This window comes from Streptomyces sp. NPDC027189 (assembly GCF_055566975.1).
Genome location: NZ_JBVHRI010000025.1, coordinates 46,331 through 64,070 on the forward strand (window position 1 = coordinate 46,331; position 17,740 = coordinate 64,070).

Annotated in this window: 21 protein-coding genes and 1 pseudogene; 6 read left to right on the plus strand and 16 right to left on the minus strand. The window is 69.2% G+C overall.

The window, feature by feature from the left end:
* Positions 1-13 precede the first annotated feature (13 nt).
* The 3 genes from ACZ4RZ_RS39455 (at position 14) to ACZ4RZ_RS39465 (ending at position 3,243) form a co-directional block, all read left to right on the plus strand.
* A complete protein-coding gene (locus ACZ4RZ_RS39455; RefSeq protein ID WP_467752084.1) occupies positions 14-874 on the plus strand; it encodes an IS5 family transposase in 861 nt (286 codons plus the stop codon).
* 288 nt (positions 875-1,162) lie between these two features.
* Positions 1,163-2,455, plus strand: a complete 1,293-nt coding sequence (locus ACZ4RZ_RS39460) for a S8 family serine peptidase (protein WP_467752086.1) — start codon at positions 1,163-1,165, stop codon at positions 2,453-2,455.
* 278 nt (positions 2,456-2,733) lie between these two features.
* Positions 2,734-3,243 carry an allene oxide cyclase barrel-like domain-containing protein gene (locus ACZ4RZ_RS39465; protein ID WP_467752088.1) on the plus strand — a complete coding sequence of 170 codons (510 nt, stop codon included), beginning with the start codon at positions 2,734-2,736 and terminating at the stop codon, positions 3,241-3,243.
* Between the two features lie 434 nt (positions 3,244-3,677).
* Here ACZ4RZ_RS39465 and ACZ4RZ_RS39470 read toward each other — a convergent pair whose 3' ends face one another.
* The 11 genes from ACZ4RZ_RS39470 to ACZ4RZ_RS39520 all read right to left on the minus strand — a co-directional run bounded on the left by ACZ4RZ_RS39470 (position 3,678) and on the right by ACZ4RZ_RS39520 (position 11,354).
* Positions 3,678-4,151 (minus strand): NUDIX hydrolase, encoded by a 474-nt coding sequence (locus ACZ4RZ_RS39470; protein WP_467752090.1) that lies wholly within the window; start codon positions 4,149-4,151, stop codon positions 3,678-3,680.
* 143 nt (positions 4,152-4,294) lie between these two features.
* On the minus strand, positions 4,295-4,984 hold the full coding sequence (locus ACZ4RZ_RS39475; protein WP_467752091.1) for a class I SAM-dependent methyltransferase: 690 nt from the start codon (positions 4,982-4,984) through the stop codon (positions 4,295-4,297).
* Between the two features lie 185 nt (positions 4,985-5,169).
* Positions 5,170-6,024, minus strand: a complete 855-nt coding sequence (locus ACZ4RZ_RS39480) for a hypothetical protein (RefSeq protein WP_467752093.1) — start codon at positions 6,022-6,024, stop codon at positions 5,170-5,172.
* On the minus strand, positions 6,011-6,364 hold the full coding sequence (locus ACZ4RZ_RS39485; protein WP_467752095.1) for a hypothetical protein: 354 nt from the start codon (positions 6,362-6,364) through the stop codon (positions 6,011-6,013). Before ACZ4RZ_RS39485 ends, ACZ4RZ_RS39480 begins: the two co-directional genes overlap by 14 nt.
* 47 nt (positions 6,365-6,411) lie before the next feature.
* Positions 6,412-7,422, minus strand: a complete 1,011-nt coding sequence (locus ACZ4RZ_RS39490) for an NAD(P)H-dependent glycerol-3-phosphate dehydrogenase (RefSeq protein WP_467752097.1) — start codon at positions 7,420-7,422, stop codon at positions 6,412-6,414.
* 183 nt (positions 7,423-7,605) lie between these two features.
* Positions 7,606-8,091 carry a class I SAM-dependent methyltransferase gene (locus ACZ4RZ_RS39495; protein WP_467752099.1) on the minus strand — a complete coding sequence of 162 codons (486 nt, stop codon included), beginning with the start codon at positions 8,089-8,091 and terminating at the stop codon, positions 7,606-7,608.
* Positions 8,088-8,216 carry a hypothetical protein gene (locus ACZ4RZ_RS39500; RefSeq protein ID WP_467752100.1) on the minus strand — a complete coding sequence of 43 codons (129 nt, stop codon included), beginning with the start codon at positions 8,214-8,216 and terminating at the stop codon, positions 8,088-8,090. Before ACZ4RZ_RS39500 ends, ACZ4RZ_RS39495 begins: the two co-directional genes overlap by 4 nt.
* Before the next feature lie 201 nt (positions 8,217-8,417).
* Positions 8,418-8,834: a nuclear transport factor 2 family protein gene (locus tag ACZ4RZ_RS39505; protein ID WP_467752102.1), complete on the minus strand. Its 417-nt coding sequence runs from the start codon at positions 8,832-8,834 to the stop codon at positions 8,418-8,420.
* A gap of 274 nt (positions 8,835-9,108) precedes the next feature.
* Positions 9,109-9,861 (minus strand): SDR family NAD(P)-dependent oxidoreductase, encoded by a 753-nt coding sequence (locus ACZ4RZ_RS39510; RefSeq protein ID WP_467752103.1) that lies wholly within the window; start codon positions 9,859-9,861, stop codon positions 9,109-9,111.
* 93 nt (positions 9,862-9,954) lie between these two features.
* Positions 9,955-10,386 carry an Rrf2 family transcriptional regulator gene (locus ACZ4RZ_RS39515; protein ID WP_467752105.1) on the minus strand — a complete coding sequence of 144 codons (432 nt, stop codon included), beginning with the start codon at positions 10,384-10,386 and terminating at the stop codon, positions 9,955-9,957.
* Positions 10,387-10,739: 353 nt separating this feature from the next.
* Positions 10,740-11,354 (minus strand): TetR/AcrR family transcriptional regulator, encoded by a 615-nt coding sequence (locus ACZ4RZ_RS39520; protein WP_467752106.1) that lies wholly within the window; start codon positions 11,352-11,354, stop codon positions 10,740-10,742.
* Positions 11,355-11,455: 101 nt separating this feature from the next.
* On the opposite strand from ACZ4RZ_RS39520, the gene ACZ4RZ_RS39525 reads away from it, so the two are divergent.
* Positions 11,456-12,625, plus strand: coding sequence for an alpha/beta hydrolase family protein (locus ACZ4RZ_RS39525; RefSeq protein ID WP_467752108.1), 1,170 nt, complete (start codon positions 11,456-11,458; stop codon positions 12,623-12,625).
* Positions 12,626-12,709: 84 nt separating this feature from the next.
* Here the strand turns inward: ACZ4RZ_RS39525 and ACZ4RZ_RS39530 are convergent, their stop codons facing one another.
* Positions 12,710-12,877 carry a hypothetical protein gene (locus tag ACZ4RZ_RS39530; RefSeq protein ID WP_467752110.1) on the minus strand — a complete coding sequence of 56 codons (168 nt, stop codon included), beginning with the start codon at positions 12,875-12,877 and terminating at the stop codon, positions 12,710-12,712.
* A gap of 116 nt (positions 12,878-12,993) precedes the next feature.
* Here ACZ4RZ_RS39530 and ACZ4RZ_RS39535 point away from each other — a divergent pair, with 116 nt between their 5' ends.
* The gene (locus ACZ4RZ_RS39535) at positions 12,994-13,893 is read left to right on the plus strand and encodes an MBL fold metallo-hydrolase (protein WP_467752112.1); all 900 of its coding nucleotides are present in this window, start codon (positions 12,994-12,996) and stop codon (positions 13,891-13,893) included.
* A 32-nt stretch (positions 13,894-13,925) separates the two neighbouring features.
* Positions 13,926-14,864: an alpha/beta hydrolase gene (locus ACZ4RZ_RS39540; protein ID WP_467752114.1), complete on the plus strand. Its 939-nt coding sequence runs from the start codon at positions 13,926-13,928 to the stop codon at positions 14,862-14,864.
* A 37-nt stretch (positions 14,865-14,901) separates the two neighbouring features.
* On the opposite strand, the gene ACZ4RZ_RS39545 is transcribed toward ACZ4RZ_RS39540, so the two are convergent.
* The 4 genes and pseudogenes from ACZ4RZ_RS39545 to ACZ4RZ_RS39560 all read right to left on the minus strand — a co-directional run bounded on the left by ACZ4RZ_RS39545 (position 14,902) and on the right by ACZ4RZ_RS39560 (position 17,738).
* Positions 14,902-15,360, minus strand: coding sequence for a hypothetical protein (locus tag ACZ4RZ_RS39545; protein ID WP_467752116.1), 459 nt, complete (start codon positions 15,358-15,360; stop codon positions 14,902-14,904).
* A 418-nt stretch (positions 15,361-15,778) separates the two neighbouring features.
* The gene (locus ACZ4RZ_RS39550; RefSeq protein ID WP_467752222.1) at positions 15,779-16,708 is read right to left on the minus strand and encodes an RNA-guided endonuclease InsQ/TnpB family protein; all 930 of its coding nucleotides are present in this window, start codon (positions 16,706-16,708) and stop codon (positions 15,779-15,781) included.
* Positions 16,709-16,981 (minus strand): annotated as a pseudogene (locus ACZ4RZ_RS39555) (helix-turn-helix domain-containing protein); the annotation flags it as partial.
* A 133-nt stretch (positions 16,982-17,114) separates the two neighbouring features.
* A complete protein-coding gene (locus ACZ4RZ_RS39560; protein WP_467752118.1) occupies positions 17,115-17,738 on the minus strand; it encodes an NADPH-dependent F420 reductase in 624 nt (207 codons plus the stop codon).
* Positions 17,739-17,740: the final 2 nt, after the last annotated feature.

The window sequence follows — 17,740 nt, forward strand, 5'->3', positions numbered from 1 at the left end:
GTCCCACCCCCTGATGCGCGAGCCCCGCTACCCCTCCGACATGACCGATGCCGAATGGGCCCTGATCGAGCCGCTTTTGCCCGTCCCCGCCTGCCAGAAACCGACCGGCGGACACCCCGAAGCCCACCCCCGGCGGGAGATCGTCGACGGCATCCGCTACCTGGTCGACAACGGCATCAAGTGGAGGTCCATGCCCGCCGACTACCCTCCATGGCGGACGATTTACGGCTTTGCCCGGCGCTGGGCCGCCGCCGGGATCATCGGCATCATCCGCGACCAGCTCCGCCGCAAGGTCCGCCTCGCCAGCGGAAAGACACCCCGCGCGGCCTCCGCGATCGTCGACTCGCAGAGCATCAAGGCCTCCGAGACCGCCGGCAAGGACACTCGGGGATGGGACGAAGCCAAAAAGATCAACGGCCGGAAGCGGCACCTGATCTGCGACAACAGGGGCCTGGTACTGCTGGTGATGGTCACCGCCGCCAACGTGACCGACCGCGACGCCGCGAAGGAGCTGCTGTTCCGGCTCGCTCTCATACACCCCGAGATCGCCATCGTCTGGGCCGACTCCGCATACGCAGGGAAGCTGGTGACCTGGGCCAAGACGTACCTCGACATCACCATCAAGACCGTCCGCCGCCCCCCGGACGCGAAGGGCTTCGTCGTACTTCCCCGCCGCTGGGTGGTCGAACGCTCATGGTCGTGGATCATGCGGGCCAGACGGCACTGCCGCGACCACGAACGCCTCCCCGAGATGAGCGAGTCGCTGATCACGTGGGCTGCCATCACGCTCATGACCCGCCGGCTCACCCGCCGCAAGGCCCGGCCCGCCCAACGGCGTGAGGTCACCCCGTACTACCTCGCGCAGGCAGCCTGAGAAGCGCGAGGACTCCCGGATCAGGAGTGCACAACTCCACCGCCAAGCAGCGGTCGCTCTCGCACTCGATCACGGCGCTTCTTGAATTCCCAATCTGTGCTCCGGGCGTTGGGGGACTTAATTCTTGACACTCCATTAGCCCTGTTTGACCCTTTCGCTCGTTTCATACCGTTTAAGTGCTGTTGCGCCTGTTTAGGTGTTCGCGGCGAAACAGTTCGTCAGCCGGCAAGCGGAAGTGAGGGGTTCTGGATGGTGTGGCGAGAGTGGGTCAAGAGAGGGCCGCGGAGAGTGGCTGCCCTCTCCGCGCTGGTGGCCGCGATGCTGGCTGGGCTTCTGTCCGGAGGGCCGTCCGCGGCGGTGCCCGCGCAGGGTGCTGCTGCGATGGGCGCTTATGTGGTGGTGCTTCATGACTCGGCGCGCGGACAGGTCGACGCGATCGTGCGGGAACACCGCAACCGCTACGGGGAGGTGCCGGGGTTCGTGTACCGGCACGCACTGGTCGGCTATTCGGCCCTGGTCCCGGTGTCCCAGGTGTCGCGACTGCGGAGGGACCCCAGGGTGGAGATGGTGGCACCTGACAGGCCGGTCCACGCCACCGAGCAGAGGCTCTCGATCGGCGTGGACCGCGTGGAGGGCGACAGGAGCAGCACGCGGTCCGGGAACGGGTCCGGGTCGGTGGATGCCGGTGTGGCGATCCTTGACAGTGGGATTGACCTCGACCACCCGGATCTGAACGTGGCCGGCGGGGTCAACTGTGTGAATCGTGGCAGGTCCCCTCAGGACGACGAGGGACATGGCACCTACGTCGCTGGCATCGTCGGGGCCAAGGACAACGACGCGGATACGGTGGGTGTCGCGCCCGGCGCACGGCTGTATGCGGTCAAGGTGCTCAACGCCCGCCTGGCCGGGAGTGACTCCAGGGTTGTGTGCGGGCTCGACTGGGTGGCCCAGCACGCCCAGAGCCTCAACATCAAGGTGGTGAACATGAGCCTCGCGGGAACCGGTCCCGACGACGGGAACTGCGGGCGCAGCAAGCGCGATGTGCTGCACCTGGCGGTCTGCGGGGTCAACGACGCCGGGGTGACGGTCGTGGTCGCGGCCGGCAACGACAGCACCGACTTCGCCAACACCGCCCCGGCCAACTACAACGAGGTCCTCACCGTTACCGCCATGCAGGATGGCGACGGAAAGCCCGGCGGCCGCACCCCTATCGCGTGCCGCCTGCCCAGTGAGGACGACACGTTCACGGACTTCTCCAACTTCACCACCATCGGCTCCCCCGATGCCGCCCACACCATCTCCGCCCCGGGCGTGTGCCTGCGGTCCACCGCCCTCACCAACGGCCCCGGCGGGGGCACCGTGATTATGTTTGGCGGGACCTCGTTCTCCTCACCCCACGTGGCCGGCACCGCCGCCCTCTGCATCACCACGCGCTGTGCCGGAATGACCCCCGCCCAGGTCATCGCCGAGCTCCGCGCCGACGCCGCAGCCCGGCCCGCGAGCTATGGCTTCACCGGCGACCCCCACACTCCGATCGACAACCGCTACTACGGCTACCTCGACTACGCAGGAGGGTACTGACCTGGGCAACCGCGCGGCTCGAAGAAAGGGGTAGGTCGGCCATGTGACCGACCTACCCCTGCCGACGCTTACGGGCCCTCTCTGGTGCGGGTCCACCCTGGTGGCTTCGTTCAACCCCGGCAGGACAGCGGCATGCCCGCATGGGCGTGAGCTGCCTCTGATCGGGCGGGACTTTTCGTGGCACCCGGCGCGCCGTGGCCGCCTGGAGCGCGTATCACGTAAATACCGAATAAGTGACAAATAGTCACTAAAGGTATGTGAAAACCTCAAGGAGACATATGCGCCTCTTCAAGGCCCTGAGGCTGGGCGCGGTCGCCGGTCTGGCCACCGTCCTCACCTGTGGCTCGATCGCTACGGCTGCCGCTTCGACACCCGCCGACTCCCAGACCGGAACGGGCGAGAAGATCATCAGGCTGGTCGCAACCATCAGAGGAGAATGCACCTCCATCGACCAGGACAACGACGGCGAGGACGAGCCAGGTGACGAGAATGTTTGCATCGACGACCTCGCCCGCGATGGCGTCAACGTCGGTCACGACGGCCGCGTCTGCACACTCCTCCGCATCGAACCGGACGGTTCGGGCGAGGAACAGTGCGTAATCACCCTCTCGCTGTCCAAGGGCCAGATCACAGTTCAGGGACTCGACGAATTTCCCGCCAGCGGCACCTTCGAGTACGACAACGCGATCACCGGAGGCACTGGTGAATACCGGGCGGCCCGTGGCTACATCCACGTGGTCGTCAGCGAATCGCAGGCCGATCTGACGATCCACCTCCTCTCCCGCTGACGTCGGGGAACGTCGTGAGCGGGCGGAGGCTTCGGAGCTTGAGAAGCCGCCGCCCGCCCGGGGGGATCAGGGGGCGTCGATGAGGCCGTACTTCGGCACAGTTACCGTGCGCACGCCCGCGCGCCGCCGGAAGCCCTCACAGGCTCGATCGCGGCCTCGCCGGACCGGGGCGGGTCGTGCGGCACGGTGTAGGAGCCCCACATCCAGAGACTCACGACATACCCGAGGGGCAGCCTGCCTGGCTGCCGGCTGGGGGGAGGGCGTGCTTTGCCCTCGTCCGCGTTGCCGAGGAAACACGGCATCGGGCCGTGCCCCCGGCCTCAGCCGATCACCACAAGCCCGGCAATCCCGTTCCACCGGCCGCCCGGCGCCCTCCGACACCACGCCAGCGTAGGGCTCAAGGCTACTCAGGACCCGGGTTCAGACACAGCTTCTCAGGACAGGACGATGGGCCGCTTCGGGACACGCCCTTCGGCGACGGCGGCAACCAGATCAGCGAGGCCTACGGGGTAGACAGTCTCATCCGTGGCCCGCAATTCGGTGATGGTCCACCAGCAATGCTCGCGGATGTTGTCGGGCTGCGTGGCCCGGGTCGGGTCAACGTCGTCCGCCGAGACCCGGATGAGGAAGTACTTCTCGACCTGGCGGACTTCGTGGCCGCCGACCAAGTGATTCTTGCTCCGCTCCGCGAGTTGGGGCCCGAGCTCGACTGCCTTCTCGTCGACGCCGAGCTCTTCTCCCACTTCGCGGAGCATCGCCTCGGTGTAGTCCTCCCCCTCCTCCAGCAAGCCGCCGGGCGTCGCCCAGAAGCCGCCGTTCTCGTCGTAGCGCAGTAGCAGGACGCGGTCGTCGGCGTCGAGGACGATGGCGCGGGCGGCTTCTCTCAGCGGCGGGGTGGAGGTCGTCATGCCCTCCAGTGTGGGTGCTCCGGGCGGGCTGTCAGGGACGGGTGGCGACGATGGCTTCCGTCCGTACGAGCTCGTCGAATGTGCCTGTCGGGCTGAATTCCGTCAGGGCGCGGCGCATGTCGCGCTCGAAGGCGTCCTTCTGATCACCGAGTTGGGCGGGGCTGGAGTAGCTGTAGGAGAACTGCAGGCCGACGACCTGGTCCAGGGTGCGGGTGACCGTGCGGTCCCAGCGGGCGGTATCGATGTTGGAGAACGGGGAGCGGGCCAGCACGTCCGTGGCGCTCCTTGGGGTGGGAGTAGGTGCCGGAGCCAGCCCGGCGCTCGGGGCCGAGGTAGTGGGCGCGGACGTCGGCGATGATCTGGAGCCAGGGGGCGGGCTCGACGTCGCCGGGTGCTCCGCCGGAGGCGAGGACGACGGCGCCGTCCGGGGCGATGAGCTGGTCGAGGTCGCGCAAGGTCTGGTCGCGGTCCATCCAGTGGAAGGCCGCGCCCATCACGGTCAGCAGCACCGGGTCCAGGTCCATGCCGGGCAGGGTGGTGGAGTCGCCTTCGCCCCAGTCGATGTTGGTGAGGTCCTGCTCGGCGGCGAGTTTGCGGCCCTCGTCGAGCATGCCGGGCTCGGGGTCGACGGCGGTGACGTGGCCGACGACCCGGGCCATGGGGAGGGCGAGCACGCCGGTGCCGGTGCCCAGGTCCAGGATGCGCTGGGTGCCGTCGAGAGCGAACCGCGCGGCGAGCATGTCGTACAGGGCGGGGTCGTAGCCGCGGCGGAAGCGCGCGTAATAGGGCGCGGTCGAGATGAACAGCTCGTGAGGGGTGCGGGCGGCGGTCATCGGGTGCGTCTCTCGCTTTCGGGTCGTGGGCGTATGGCGGTGTCATCCCGGCAAACGAGCAGGGTGCGGGGTGAGGTGCTCCCACCAGGTGCGCAGGGGTGCGGCGCCGGCACCTTCGTGCGCGATGGAGCGGTCCGGGTGCCGGTCCGGCCGGCCCAGAGCTGCGATTCGATTGGGCGGATGAGTCAGGCGACAAAGGCTGTGTAGGAGCCAACCGCGAGTCCCGAGAACGTTAGGAGCTGGCGCGGTTTGAGGAGGGTGAACGCCATGTGCATCCCTGAGCCGGCGGCGACGGCGTACGGCGTGGCCGCCGGGATGAGCAGCACGATGGGCAGGGCGATCTCGGCGGTGATGACGGTGACCGCGGTCAGGTGCCACAGGCGGATGTCGCGGGTGGTGAGGTTGCCTGTGTGTCGGTGGACGAAGCCGGGGATGGCGTGCTGGCGGCGGTAGGGGAGCTGGTCCTTGAGCTGGGTGTAGGCGTGCATCCACTGCGCGAGGAAGAGGCCGGTGCGGAACTGGCGGGAGCGGAGCTTCTGGAAGGCACTGTTCCAGTAGAGGTCGGTGGTGATGAGCACCAGGAGGGCCTGTGCCCAGGTGTTGGCCGTGCTGGGGTGGTGATTGATGGTCAGGCCGTGGCCGAGGTCTCCGGCGGCCAAGAGGCACGCGCCGGTCAGGAGCGTGAACCGTACGGCGCTGGGGCTCTTGAGGTAGAGCAGTTCCATGGCGGCCCCGGCCAGGACCATTAGGAGTGATAGCCGGGGTGTGAGGCCGGCAGCCAGGGTGACGGCGGCGGCCGTACGGAGGATCAGCATGGGGCGGTAGACGTCGGCGAGGAGGTGGCCGCGCCGGGGGCCGAAGCGCTGTTGCGCGAGGTTCAGGCTGAGTGATCCGGGTGCGAATCGCCTCCAGCCGCCCTGTCCCACGGAGAGGGCGAACCGCGCGGCGAGGACGGTTCCGTAGACGATGCGGAAGAGCTGGAGCCGTCCGGGATCCGTGGGGCTGCGGAAGCCGGACGCGAGGGCGTCAAAGAACCACACGGCTGTCCCTCACCTCGATCGGCTGCTCGCCCTTGACGGACAGGACACGGCCGTCCCCGTCGATTCGGTCGTACCGGCCGGTGCGGATCAGGTGGTTGATGACCGTCTGGAGCTGCGGCGGGGGGAGTAGGAATGTCCCCGGACTGAGGAACGCATACGGGTTGACAGGCTCGGTCTGGCCGTCCTTGGTGCCGGTGAGGGTGACGATCACGAAGGTGGCCCGGGAGAACAGGGGGTAGCGCATCCAGCGGCCGGGCCTGCGGGTGAAGCCGGTGATCATCCACGCCACCAGGGCCACGGTGCCGGTGAGTTGGGCAGCAGAAAGTACGTCTGCGGGCATGGCAGGGGAACCTCCGGGACGGGAGGGACAAAGTGGTGGCAGAGCCGTTACTCGGGCTTGGGCGGCCGTTGCATCAGTGCGGCGGCGGCCTCATCGAGCGGGGCCTTGCCCTGCAGCACTGCGGTGACCACGGTCGTGATCGGCATGTCGACGCCGTGGGCGCGAGCGAGGTCGAGGATGGCCTCCGCGCTCTTGACGCCCTCGGTGGTCTGCCGGGTCTCGGCGGCGGCCTCGTCGACGCTCAGGCCGTGGCCGAGGTGGGTGCCGAAGGTGCGGTTACGGGAGAGCGGGGAGGAGCAGGTGGCCACCAGGTCGCCCATGCCGGACAGCCCGGAGAGGGTGGTGGGCTGGGCGCCCATCGCGGTGGCCAGCCGCATGCTCTCCGCCAGGCCCCTCGTCATGATCAGGGCCGTGGCGTTGTGGCCCAGGCCCATACCCGTGGCGATGCCGACGGCGAGGGCGATGACGTTCTTCAGCGAGCCGCCCATCTCGCAGCCGATCAGGTCGGTGGAGGTGTAGGGCCGGAAGTACGGGGTGTGGCAGGCCGTTTGGAAGCGGCGGGCGTTGTCCTCATCGGGGCAAGCGATGGTGGCGGCCGCGGGCTGCCTGTCCATGATCTCCCGCGCCAGGTTCGGGCCGGAGAGCACCGCGACCCGCTCGGCGGGCACGCCGGTCACCTCGCGGATGATCTCGCTGGCCCGCAGATGGGTGTGTGTCTCGATGCCTTTCATGAGCGAGACGATGACCGTCTGGGGCTGGATGTGCGGCGTCCACGCCTTCAGGCACTGGCGCAGGGACTGCGCGGGGACGGAGAGCACGAGGAAGTCGGCGCCGTCCAGCGCGGCCGCCGGGTCGGTCGTGGCGGTGAGCGTGGCGGGCAGCTCCATGTCCGGGAAGTAGCCCGGGTTGCGATGGTGGGCGTTGATCGCGTCGGCGATCTCGCTGCGGCGGGCGTGCAGGAGGACGCTGGTGCCGGCGTCGGCGAGGATGGTCGCCGCGGCAGTGCCCCAGGAGCCGGCGGAGAACACCGCCGCACGGGCGGGGCGGTGCTCGCTCACTGCTGGGTCCTCTCGTCCGGTACGCGGCTGCCGTCGGGGTGGCCGGGCCCGGTCATCGTATCGGCCGCAGCACCTCCAGAGCGGTCTGTCGCGGGGCGCCGCAGCGTCAGCAGGACCGCGTGCCGTCCGGGCAGCAGAGGAAGCCTGTGGGTCGCGGTGGCCAGCATGTTCTGCGCTTCGACGTCACCGAAGCTCGCGCGTGAGGGTCTCCGTGTGGCGGATCCACAGCCGGAACACCCTCTCCCATGTTGCGGGTTCGTCCGGGCGTTCGTCGACGTGCTCCAGGACGAGCCCGGCGGCCCGGGCGTGGTGTTCGAAGTCCAGGTCGGCGTCGCGACGTACCGCTCGGGTGAGGGTGAGGCGGCCGCCGGGCGCCAGGAGGCGGCCGAGTTCGCGCAGCGCGCGGGCCCGGTCGGTGGCGAAGGAGAGGGCGTCCACGCACACCACTCCGTGGGCGCAGCCGTCGGGCAGGCCGGTGGCCTCCAGCTGGGCGACGCGGAAGACGGCACGGTCGTCGGGGACGAACCCGGTGGTGCGGGAAGTGGCCTGCGTGATGGCGGCGGCCGCCAGGTCGAAGCCCACCAGACGGACGGACAGGGCGCGGGCCAGCCACAGGCCGACCCCGCCTGTGCCGCAGCCCGCGTCGACCAGCAGCTGGCCGGGCGTCATCTGCAGGCGGGCGACCAGCCCTTGGCCTCGGCGGCCCGGAGCCCGGCGTAGGTCAGTTCGCGCTGGAGGTCGCGTTGGAGTTCGCCGGCGGCGGGAGACCCGGCGGGTGGCACGCTGGTGGACAAGGCGACACCGGCCGATGGCCTGGCGACGCTGGGGGACCTGATCGGCAGTCATCGCCGAAGGCCGACCACCCCACCGTGCTAACCGGCGGCGATCGGCCGGGGGCGAGTTCTGCTATCCGTTTCGGCCGTATCTCGGCTGACCCTCTACGTACATGCCCGGCCGGGCCGCCCCGGGCCGCGGGGCCCCTGAGTACCCTCCGCTCAGCCGGCGTTGAACGCCTCGGCGACGGTCAACGTGTCCTCGTATAGGTGCATGCGAACGATCCGGCCGCCCTCGACCACCAGGTGCATGGCCACCGGTGTGGTGAACTCCTTGCCGCTGGCCACGACGGTGTGCGTGAAGACCGCCAGCAGCACCACGTCACCACCGTCGACGATGACGCGCTCCAGCACGACCTTGCTCCTGCCCTGCGCGAAGTGCGGCCACATCGTGGTGAAGTACGGCGCGACCTCCTCCCGGCGGCTACGGCGCCCGGTCCAGGGCAGCGCGTCACTGCCCGGGACGTGCCAGTCGATCTCCTCGGCGAACAGTTCCTGGATGCCGTCGGGGTCCTGCCTGCCGAGGCGCTCCACAAACTTCTCGGCCACGGTCCGCGAGGTCTGAGTATCTGTTGCCATCGTCCTTGTCCTTTGTCTCTTCGTTTGCATCAGGTGTCGGTCGGGCCTGAGCCCTGGAACAGGAAGTGCTGGCCGCTCAGCGGCCCGCCGAGCCGCATGCGCGCCCCGCCTTCACGCAGCGCGCCAAGGTCGACCAGCGCGAACCCGAATTCGGCTCTTCATGACTCACTCCTTGCTGTGTCGTTGTGTCGAGCCGTTGCCCTGGCGACGGTCGCAAGTACGCGGCTCAGACGCCCTGGAGCGTCGAATGCGTCCCGCGTCGGCGATGTGCCGCCTAGAACTGTGTGGCGCCGCCGTCGACGAATAGTTCCGCGCCGGTGGTGAAACTGCTTTGATCGCCGGCCAAGTAGAGGGCGGTGGCGGCGACCTCGTCGGGACGGCCGGCGCGGCCGAGCGGGGTCGGCGGGGCGAGCTCGGCCGCGGTGGGCCGATCGCCGTGCGGGAAAGCGGCGAGGAGCTCGTCCAGGCACGGGGTCTCGACAGGGCCGGGGGTGAGGGCGTTGACGCGGATTCCGCGGCCGGCCAGCTCGGCGGCCCAGGTGCGGGCGAGGCTGCGGATCGCGGCCTTGGTGGCGGCGTAGACGCCCAGGCCCGGGGCGGCCCGCAGGGCCGAGCTGGAGGAGAGCAGCATCACCGAGGCGCCGGCCGTCAGCAGCGGCAGCGCCTTCTGGACAGTGAAGACCGTGCCCTTGAAATTGATCGAGGCAGTGCGGTCGTACTCCTCCTCGGTGATCGCGCCGAGCGGGCCGTAGTCCCCGACCCCGGCGTTGGCCACCACAATGTCCAGGCGGCCGCTGCGGTTCGCGATCTCGGTGAAGAGCCGGTCGAGGTCGCCGAGGTCCGAGGCATCGCCCTGGATGGCGATGCCGCGGGCGCCGACCTGCGCGACGGCGGCGTCCAGCGCGGCCTTGCGGCGCCCGGTCAGGTAGACGGACGCGCCCTCGGCGGCGAAACGGCGGGCGATCGCCAGGCCGATGCCGCTGGAGGCCCCGGTGACGAGGGCGTTCTTGTCGTCCAGCTGTCCCATGAGACTCTCCAATTCCTTGATGTAACCATTGTTGTTACATTTATGAGTGCAGAATGCAATCTCCCCCGGTCGGGGGAAGTTGACGGCCCGAGGTCAGGCGGCTTTCAGGACGTCCCGCAGCACGTCCTCCAGCGTGGTCTTGGCCAGTTCCCTGCGCAGGGTGGCCTCCACCTCGTCGTACACGGCGGTCATCGCCGGCCCAATGCCGTGGCCCACGACGCACTCGGGGTCCGGTGTCGCGCGGTGCAGGGCGAAGACCGGTCCCGGTTCGATCGCCTGGTAGACGTCGAGCAGGGTGATCGCCGCCAGGTCTCGCGCGAGCATCCAGCCCGCCCCCGCCCCCCGCCGTGAATCAGCCAGGCCGGCCTTGCGCATCTCGCCCAGCAGGCGGCGTATCACCACCGGGTTGGTGTTGACGCTCGTCGCGATCTGCTCGGAGGTGGCGACCTCGTGGCCGCGCCGCTGATACAGCCCGATCCATGTCAGGGCGTGCGCCGCAATGGTCAGTCTGCTGTTGGCGCTCACGTCGGACTCCGCCTCCCTCGCTCCTCCGGTTCCAGTCGTAACAGTAGTTATTACAATGACATGCGGCAAGTTCCGCGGTGCTGGCCGGACCGGCCTCGTCAAGGAGCACGCCACCCGCGAGCACACCATCGCCGAGTTCTTCTCCGTCAGCCGGGCCACCGTCCATCGAGTCCTACAACCGCACCCAGGGCCAGCACCCAAGCAGAAGCCGAACGGCCATAGGGCCCCGCCAACCTACCGCCGGGTCACGGGTCCCCTGGTGTCTGAGCCAGCAGGACTCCAGGGCCGACTTTCCTGATCATGCCGCCTGGCCTTGACTTGCTCCTCGGGTTGAAGCCCGAGGAGCAAGTCAACTAGCGGACGGCTGCCTTCAGTGCTGCCTCGGTGGCGGTAGTGAGTGTTTCCAGGTAGTCGTCGTCGCCGCGGTCCTGCATGAGCAGCATGCGGAAGACGAGCGGTGCGATGAGCAGGTCGGTGCCGAGTTCCAGATCCAACGTGGATGGAAGATCACCGTGGTCAATCGCGCCTTCCAGAATCGCGCGCGCCGCCGCCCGTCGCGGTGCGGTCACTTCCGTGTAGAGCATTTCCGCGAGGGCGCCGTCGCGGCTGGACTCGGCCAGCAGTTCGGTCCCGATCCGGGCAAGGAGCGGATTGGCGAGTTGTCTGCGGAAGGTCGCGAGCAGTTCGCGCAGGTCGGTGTACAAGTCGCCAGTGGCCGGCGTGTGTGGGAGTGTGCCGGTGACCTTGTCGCGGATCAGCTCGGTGATCATCGCCTGCTTCGAGGGCCATCGCCGGTAGAGCGCGGCCTTGCCCACACCGGCACGCCGGGCCACCGCCTCCATCGACAACCGTGCATACCCGGCCTCGGCGAGTTCGGTGAAGGCCGCCTCGGTGATCGCCTCGGTCACCCGCTGTCGCAGGACCGCCCCGCCGGTCGCCGGCCGGCCCTTCTTCTGCTCCGCTGTCATGCTCCCCAGCATAGCGAACGGAACGGTGGCGTTCCATGTGCTAGTCTTGCGAACAAGACGGAACGCATCCGTTCCGTTCCATTCTCGGAAGGGAGCCCACGATGAAATTCCTCTACGACGACGAGTCCTTCTCCTTCGAGGCACTGCGCGCCGCGGGCTACGCCGCCTACGCCGGCGCCGACCTGGGCGAGGTCCTGGTCACCTGCCGGCAGATCCCGGAGGGAGATGAGGAGGCCTGGTCGGCCCAGTGGGCCGCGACGGCGGCGCGCATCGAGCGCACCGGCCGGGACGCGCTGGCCGCCGGCCACCGGGTCAGCGCCCGGGAGGCGCTGCTGCGCGCGTCCAACTACTACCGGACCGCCGACTTCTACCGCCGCGAGGATCCCGCCGCTGACGCCGAGTCGGCGCGGCTGGCCAAGGCCTCCCAGCAGACGTTCGCCGACGCGGCCGCCCTGCTCGACACCCCGGCCCGCGCCCTGCGCATCCCGTACGAGGACACCACGCTTCCCGGCTACCTGTTCCTCGTCGACGACTCGGGCACCCCGCGCCCGACCCTCATCTACCACGGCGGGTACGACTCCACCCTCGAGGAGAACTACTTCGCACTGGCCGCGGGCGCGCTGCGGCGCGGCTACAACGTCATCGCGTTCGACGGCCCCGGCCAGGGCAGCACCGTCCGCGAGCAGGGCCTGCACTTCAGGCCGGACTGGGAGGCCGTGGTCACCCCGGTCGTCGACTTCGCGCTCACCGTGCCCGAGGTGGATGCCGAGCGGCTCGTGCTGGTCGGCACGAGCCTCGGCGGCTACCTCGCCGCGCGGGCGGCCGCCTTCGAGCACCGCCTCGCCGCGTGCGTGCTGCACGACGGCACCTGGGACTTCCACGAAGTCGTCGCCGCACTCGCCGACCGTGCAGCCTCGATGCCCGGCGGCATCGAGGTGTTGATGGCGCACAACACCCAGGTGCGGTGGATCGTGCGCAACGGCCGCTGGACCCTCGGCGTGTCCGGTCTCGACGAGATGGTCAAGGCGACCGAGGCGTACACCATGGCGGGTATCGCCGACCGCATCACCTGCCCGACGCTCGTTCTCGATGCCGAGAACGACCAGTTCTTCAAGGGGCAGCCGCAGCAGCTGTTCGCCGAGCTGACCTGCAAGAAGGAGCTGATCACCTTCCGTGAGGACGAAGGCGCAGGCGAGCACTGCCACGAGGGCGCGATGTTCCTGTTCCACCAGCGCACCTTCGACTGGCTCGACACCCTGCTCGCCGCCTGACCTCGATCCCGCGGGCCGCGCGGGCGGGCCTGCGCCCGGATCAGGTGGCGGCGCTGAGCGCCGACGCACGCCCGCCCGGCCGGCCTAAGCGAGGACGAACTGCTCGCCGCCGACGTCGCCCGGCTCGGCCAGCCGGGCTTCGACACCGTGGTGTTCATCGTCATCCACTACGTGGCGCTCGGCACCCTGCTCAACGCGTACGACGTCCCCGCGGGCCGTGCCGTCGCCTGACTCCTCCAAGGAGGAGGTCATGCCCGATAAGAACTGAGTGGATGTGGTCGGCGACTGCGGCGTGGCGGTCGGCCAGCAGCGGCAACCCACCGCGCGGACGACCATCTCCGCTGAAGAGAGCAAAGGAAATGACGGCTATGCAGCCTCCCCCCGCTACCCCCGTCCCTTCCTGGGTCGTGGGCGACCTCAATGTCCATCGCGTCGGCGAGATCCTCCTGCCGCCGGCGACCGGGCCATGGCTCCTGCCCGAGGCCACTCCTGAGGTTGTGGCCGGCCAGGACTGGCTGCGCCCCCACTTCGCCGACGACGAAGGCATCCTGCACATCGACAGCCACAGCTTCGCGTTTGTCGTCGGCGGGCTGCGCGTCCTCGTCGACACCGGTATCGGCAACGGCAAGCAGCGGGCCAACCCGGCCTGGCACAACCTACAGACCGACTTCCTGGAGCGCCTCACAGCCGGCGGCTTCCACCCGGACTCCGTCGACCTGGTGATCCTCACCCACCTCCACGCCGACCACGTCGGCTGGAACACCCAGGAGGTGGACGCCCGGTGGATCCCCACCTTTCCCCACGCCCGCTACATCACCTCCCGCAGCGAGCGGGAGTTCTGGGCCGGCTACGACATGGACGAGGCCCGCAAGGAGATGTTCCGCGACTCGGTCCTGCCGGTCGAGCAAGCGGGCCTGCTGGACCTCGTCGACGTCCCGCCCGAGGGTGCCGTGATCGCGCCCGGCCTGCGGCTGCTGCCCACCCCCGGTCACACCCCCGGCCATATCGCCGTCGAGCTCATCAGCCAGCGGGAAACGGCGCTGATCACCGGCGACTGCATCCACCACCCGGTCCAGCTCTCCCACCCCACCATCGGCTCCCGCGTCGACATCGACCCGCAGCAGGCCGAAGCCACGCGCCGCCGAGTGCTCGCCTCGCTCGCCGGCACCAACACCCTCGTCCTGGGCACTCACTTCGCGCCGCCCACCGCCGGCCGCGTAGTCACGTACCAGGACGCCTACCGCCTCCTGCCCGTCCCTGCACGCTGACACAGCTCCACCCCGACCCGGAAGACGCAATCATGAGCCAGCCCACCCACCTCGACGTCGAGTTCCCGGCCCCCGACGGCCTGATCCTGCGCGGAAGGCTCTCTCTTCCCGACGGACCTGGCCCGCATCCCGCGATCACCATGGCCCACGGGTACGGCGCAGTGAAAGAACAGACGCTCCTGCGCCTCGCCGACCTCTTCACCGGGGCCGGCTTCGCCGTCCTGGTCCACGACCACCGCACCTTCGGCGCCAGCGACGGCACCCCGCGCCAGGACATCGACCCCTGGCGGCAGATCGAGGACTGGCGGCGCGCCCTCACCTATCTGGAAGCCCGCCCCGAAGTCGACGCCGACCGCATCGGCCTGTGGGGATCCAGCTACGCCGGCGGACACGCCCTCGTGCTCGGCGCCACCGACCGCCGCCTGAAGGCCGTCGTCGCCCAGGTACCCACCATCAGCGGCTTCGAACAGTCCAGGCGCCGCGTCGCCCCCGACAACCTCCCCGCCCTGGAAGCCGCCCTCGACGCCGACGAACGCGCCCAACTGGCCGGTGAACCACCGCACACCCAGGCCCTGGTCAGCGCCGACCCAGCCGTCGCCGCCTCCTACCGGGCTCCGGACGCCGTCAATTACTACCTCCAGGAGCTCCCCGAGGGCACCCGCTGGGACAACTCCATCACCGTCCGCTCCACCCGCAAGGCGCGTATGTACGAGCCGGGCACGTTCGTCGACCGCGTCTCCCCCACCCCGCTGCTGATGATCGTCGGGAAGCAGGACACCGTCAGCCTCACCGACACCGCTCTCGCCGCCTACAACCGGGCGCTGCATCCCAAAGAGCTGGTGATGCTCTCCGGCGGGCACTTCAGCCCGTACACCACCGAGTTCGCTCAAGCCTCGGCCGCAGCCACCGACTTCTTCCGCAGCCACCTGGCACCGAACACGAGCCGACAGGCGGACGCGGCGGATCGCTGACCTCACGTCAGCGGCATGCCGCTGACGGCTGACAAGGTCAAACAAGGCACGCTGTCGCTGCAACGCCGGATAACAGATGGTCATACTCGGCATCCCGCATGCTGCCGGTGAAGCCGTAGGAGGCGGCGTTCAGCTCCTTCTCCTTGCCGGTGACCGACGTCGAGGGACGGATGCTGGAGGTATAGCCGCCCTTGCGGCAGATCGTCGACGCCAGGTTCGACTGGGTGACCGCCAGGGAGATCGCGCCCGGCGTGCACTTCGGGTCCTCCAGCGGTTCGCCCTTCTCATACCGGTAGTGACAGCTGCCTGCCGCAGGCTGCCTCTGCACGGTGTACGTCTTCTGCGGGCCCGCCCCCACCGCGATCGCCAGCCCCGAGCCTCCGCCCTGGGCGCTCGTGCCCGAAGGCCCCGGCGCCGGGGAGCTGCTTGAGGACGAGTCGGAGGTGCCGAGCGAGACGGATGAGCAGCCCGCCAGGAACACCGTGGCGAGCAGCACGGTCGACGCGGTACAGCGGACGGAACGCATGGTGACCCCTCAGGTCAGGCGGCAGCTGAGCAGATGCTGCCCTACCGGGCTGTCGCACTACCGCGCGGGGTGCAGGCGCGAAGGCGCACAGGCGTTACCACGGCCGCGTCACCGACGCGGGTTATCGCCTGCGTGCCATCGGCGCGCACGAGCCCGCCCGGGTGGTCACACAAGACTCAAGGTGCTGCTTGCCCAAGCAACAGCCCGGAAGCCGGCGGGACGTAGCTCTCCGCGTGTACGGCTCGGACCGCAGTGCCAAAGAGGCCCTTCGTCATGCCCTCGGTCGCTCTCCGCGGGTACGGCTCGGACAGCCGCAGCGGCATCAACGCCTCGACGGGGGCCGGTCGCTCTCCGCGGGTACGGCTCGGACACTGTTTGGCCTGCGACTCTATGGTCGGTTTGCCGTTTCGTGTCCGAGGTCGTTGAGTGTGAAGAGCGTCAGCGGCTCGCTCCGCTGAGGTGGCACCGGCCCGGGTGGGCCAGTGTCTTCCCGTTTCATCGCCTCCTGCCGCCCGGCCGGTGGGCTGGGCGGTCTTACGGGGGCTCCGCGGGCGTTTTGTGTCTCCCCTCTACCAGGGGCGACAGGCCGGTCGACGGGGACGGCGTGGCGGGCGATGTTCCGCGCGGCGTTGAGGTCCCGGTCGATCGTGAGGGTGCAGTTGGTGCAGTGGAACGTCCTGTCCGCGAGCGTGAGGCTTGGGTTTTGCCATCCGCAGGCGGAGCAGGTCTTGCTGGACGGCCACCAGCGGTCCAGGACCGCGAGGGTGGAGCCGTACCAGCGAGTCTTGTAGGTGAGCTGGCGGCGGAGCTCGCCGGGTGAGGCGTCCAGGATGGACCGGTTGAGGCCGGCCTTCTGCTTGACGCGGCGGCCGGGCTTGTCGAGGGTGCCACGTGCGGTGCGGGTCATCCCGGCGACGTTGAGGTCCTCGATGGCGATGTCGGCGAAGCGGGTGGCGAGCTGCTTGGTCAGGGCGTGCAGCACGGTGCTGCGGCGCACGGTCACCTCGTGGTGCAGCCGGCCCACCCTCCGCCGCGCTTTCTCCCGCCGCGCCGATCCCTTCTCAGTACGGGCCAGGGCCCGCTGGGCCTTGGAGACCCGGTGCTCGGCTTGGCGCACGTGCCGAGGGTTGGCGACGAACGCCGTGGTCGAGTCGCCGGATTCGAGGGGCTGGGAGAGGACTGCGAGGTGTTTGACGCCCAGGTCGACGCCGACGCGGCCGCGCTCCTGCTGCCGCCGCGTCGGCCGCTCCGGCAACTCCGCGGTGACCTTGCACAGCACCGAGGCGTACCAGCGGTGCCCGGCCCTGGAGACGGTCACTTGGTCGCGCAGCGTCTTCAGCAGGCCCGGGGCCCGGTCGGCGAGCAGGCCGGTGACGGTGGTGACGTAGGCGTGGGCGGTGCCGACGGATATCCCGAAGGCCGTGGCGATCCTCGCGAGGGTGTCGTGGCGGCGCAGGTACACGAGTGTGACCAACGCACGGGAATGCGGCGGGAGTTTGTACCGCCGGTCACCCTCATGGGTGACGATGAGCATCGTGACCCACTCGACCAAGGCGTGTGGGAGGTCGATTGCGGCAGGATGGGGAACCAACAGGGCTCCTGTGCTGCTGAGTTGAGACTTCGAACACCTCCCTCAACAGCACGGGAGCCCTTGCGCCCCGGCTCACGCCAGCTCCGTCCCCCCGATCGGTGGCCGCTCTGAAAAGGCGCCATCAACCGTTTGCTCAGACAGGAAGTTCGGTGATGCTGAGGGCGAAGTCCAAGTTCCCCACCCCATGGTTGGCGAGGCCTACCGTGACCACGCCCGCTCCTTCCAGCCAGTGCGCCATTTTCAGGCCGCCGACGTCCAGCGGGCGCAGCCCGAGGCTCTCGATGAACGCCTCCACACTTGCCTTGGCCTGCGCATTGTCGCCAGCGATGAAGACGTCGGGCCGGCCTTTCGCCAGGACATGGCGGAAGATGGTGTTGAACGCCTTCACCACGCTGGCGCTGGCCGGGGCCGCTTTGGCAACTTCCTGCGCGATCGAGGTCTCCTCGCGGTGGGCCAGCCCGTCGAACGCGGAATTGAAGGGATTGCTGATGTCGACGATGACCTTGCCCGCGAGAGCGTCTCCGTACTGGGCGACGGCCGGCACGACACCGTTGTACAACAGGGCCACGATGACGATGTCCCCGGCCGGGGCGGTGCCCCATTCTCCGGTCGTGACGCCGTCGCCGAGAGCCTTGGCCAGGTCAGCGGCCTTGGACTGATCGCGGCCCATGACCTCGACGGTGTTGCCGCCCGCTATCGCCCGCGCGCCGATGGTGCGGGCCATGTTTCCGGTGCCGATGATGCTGATGTTGCTCATGA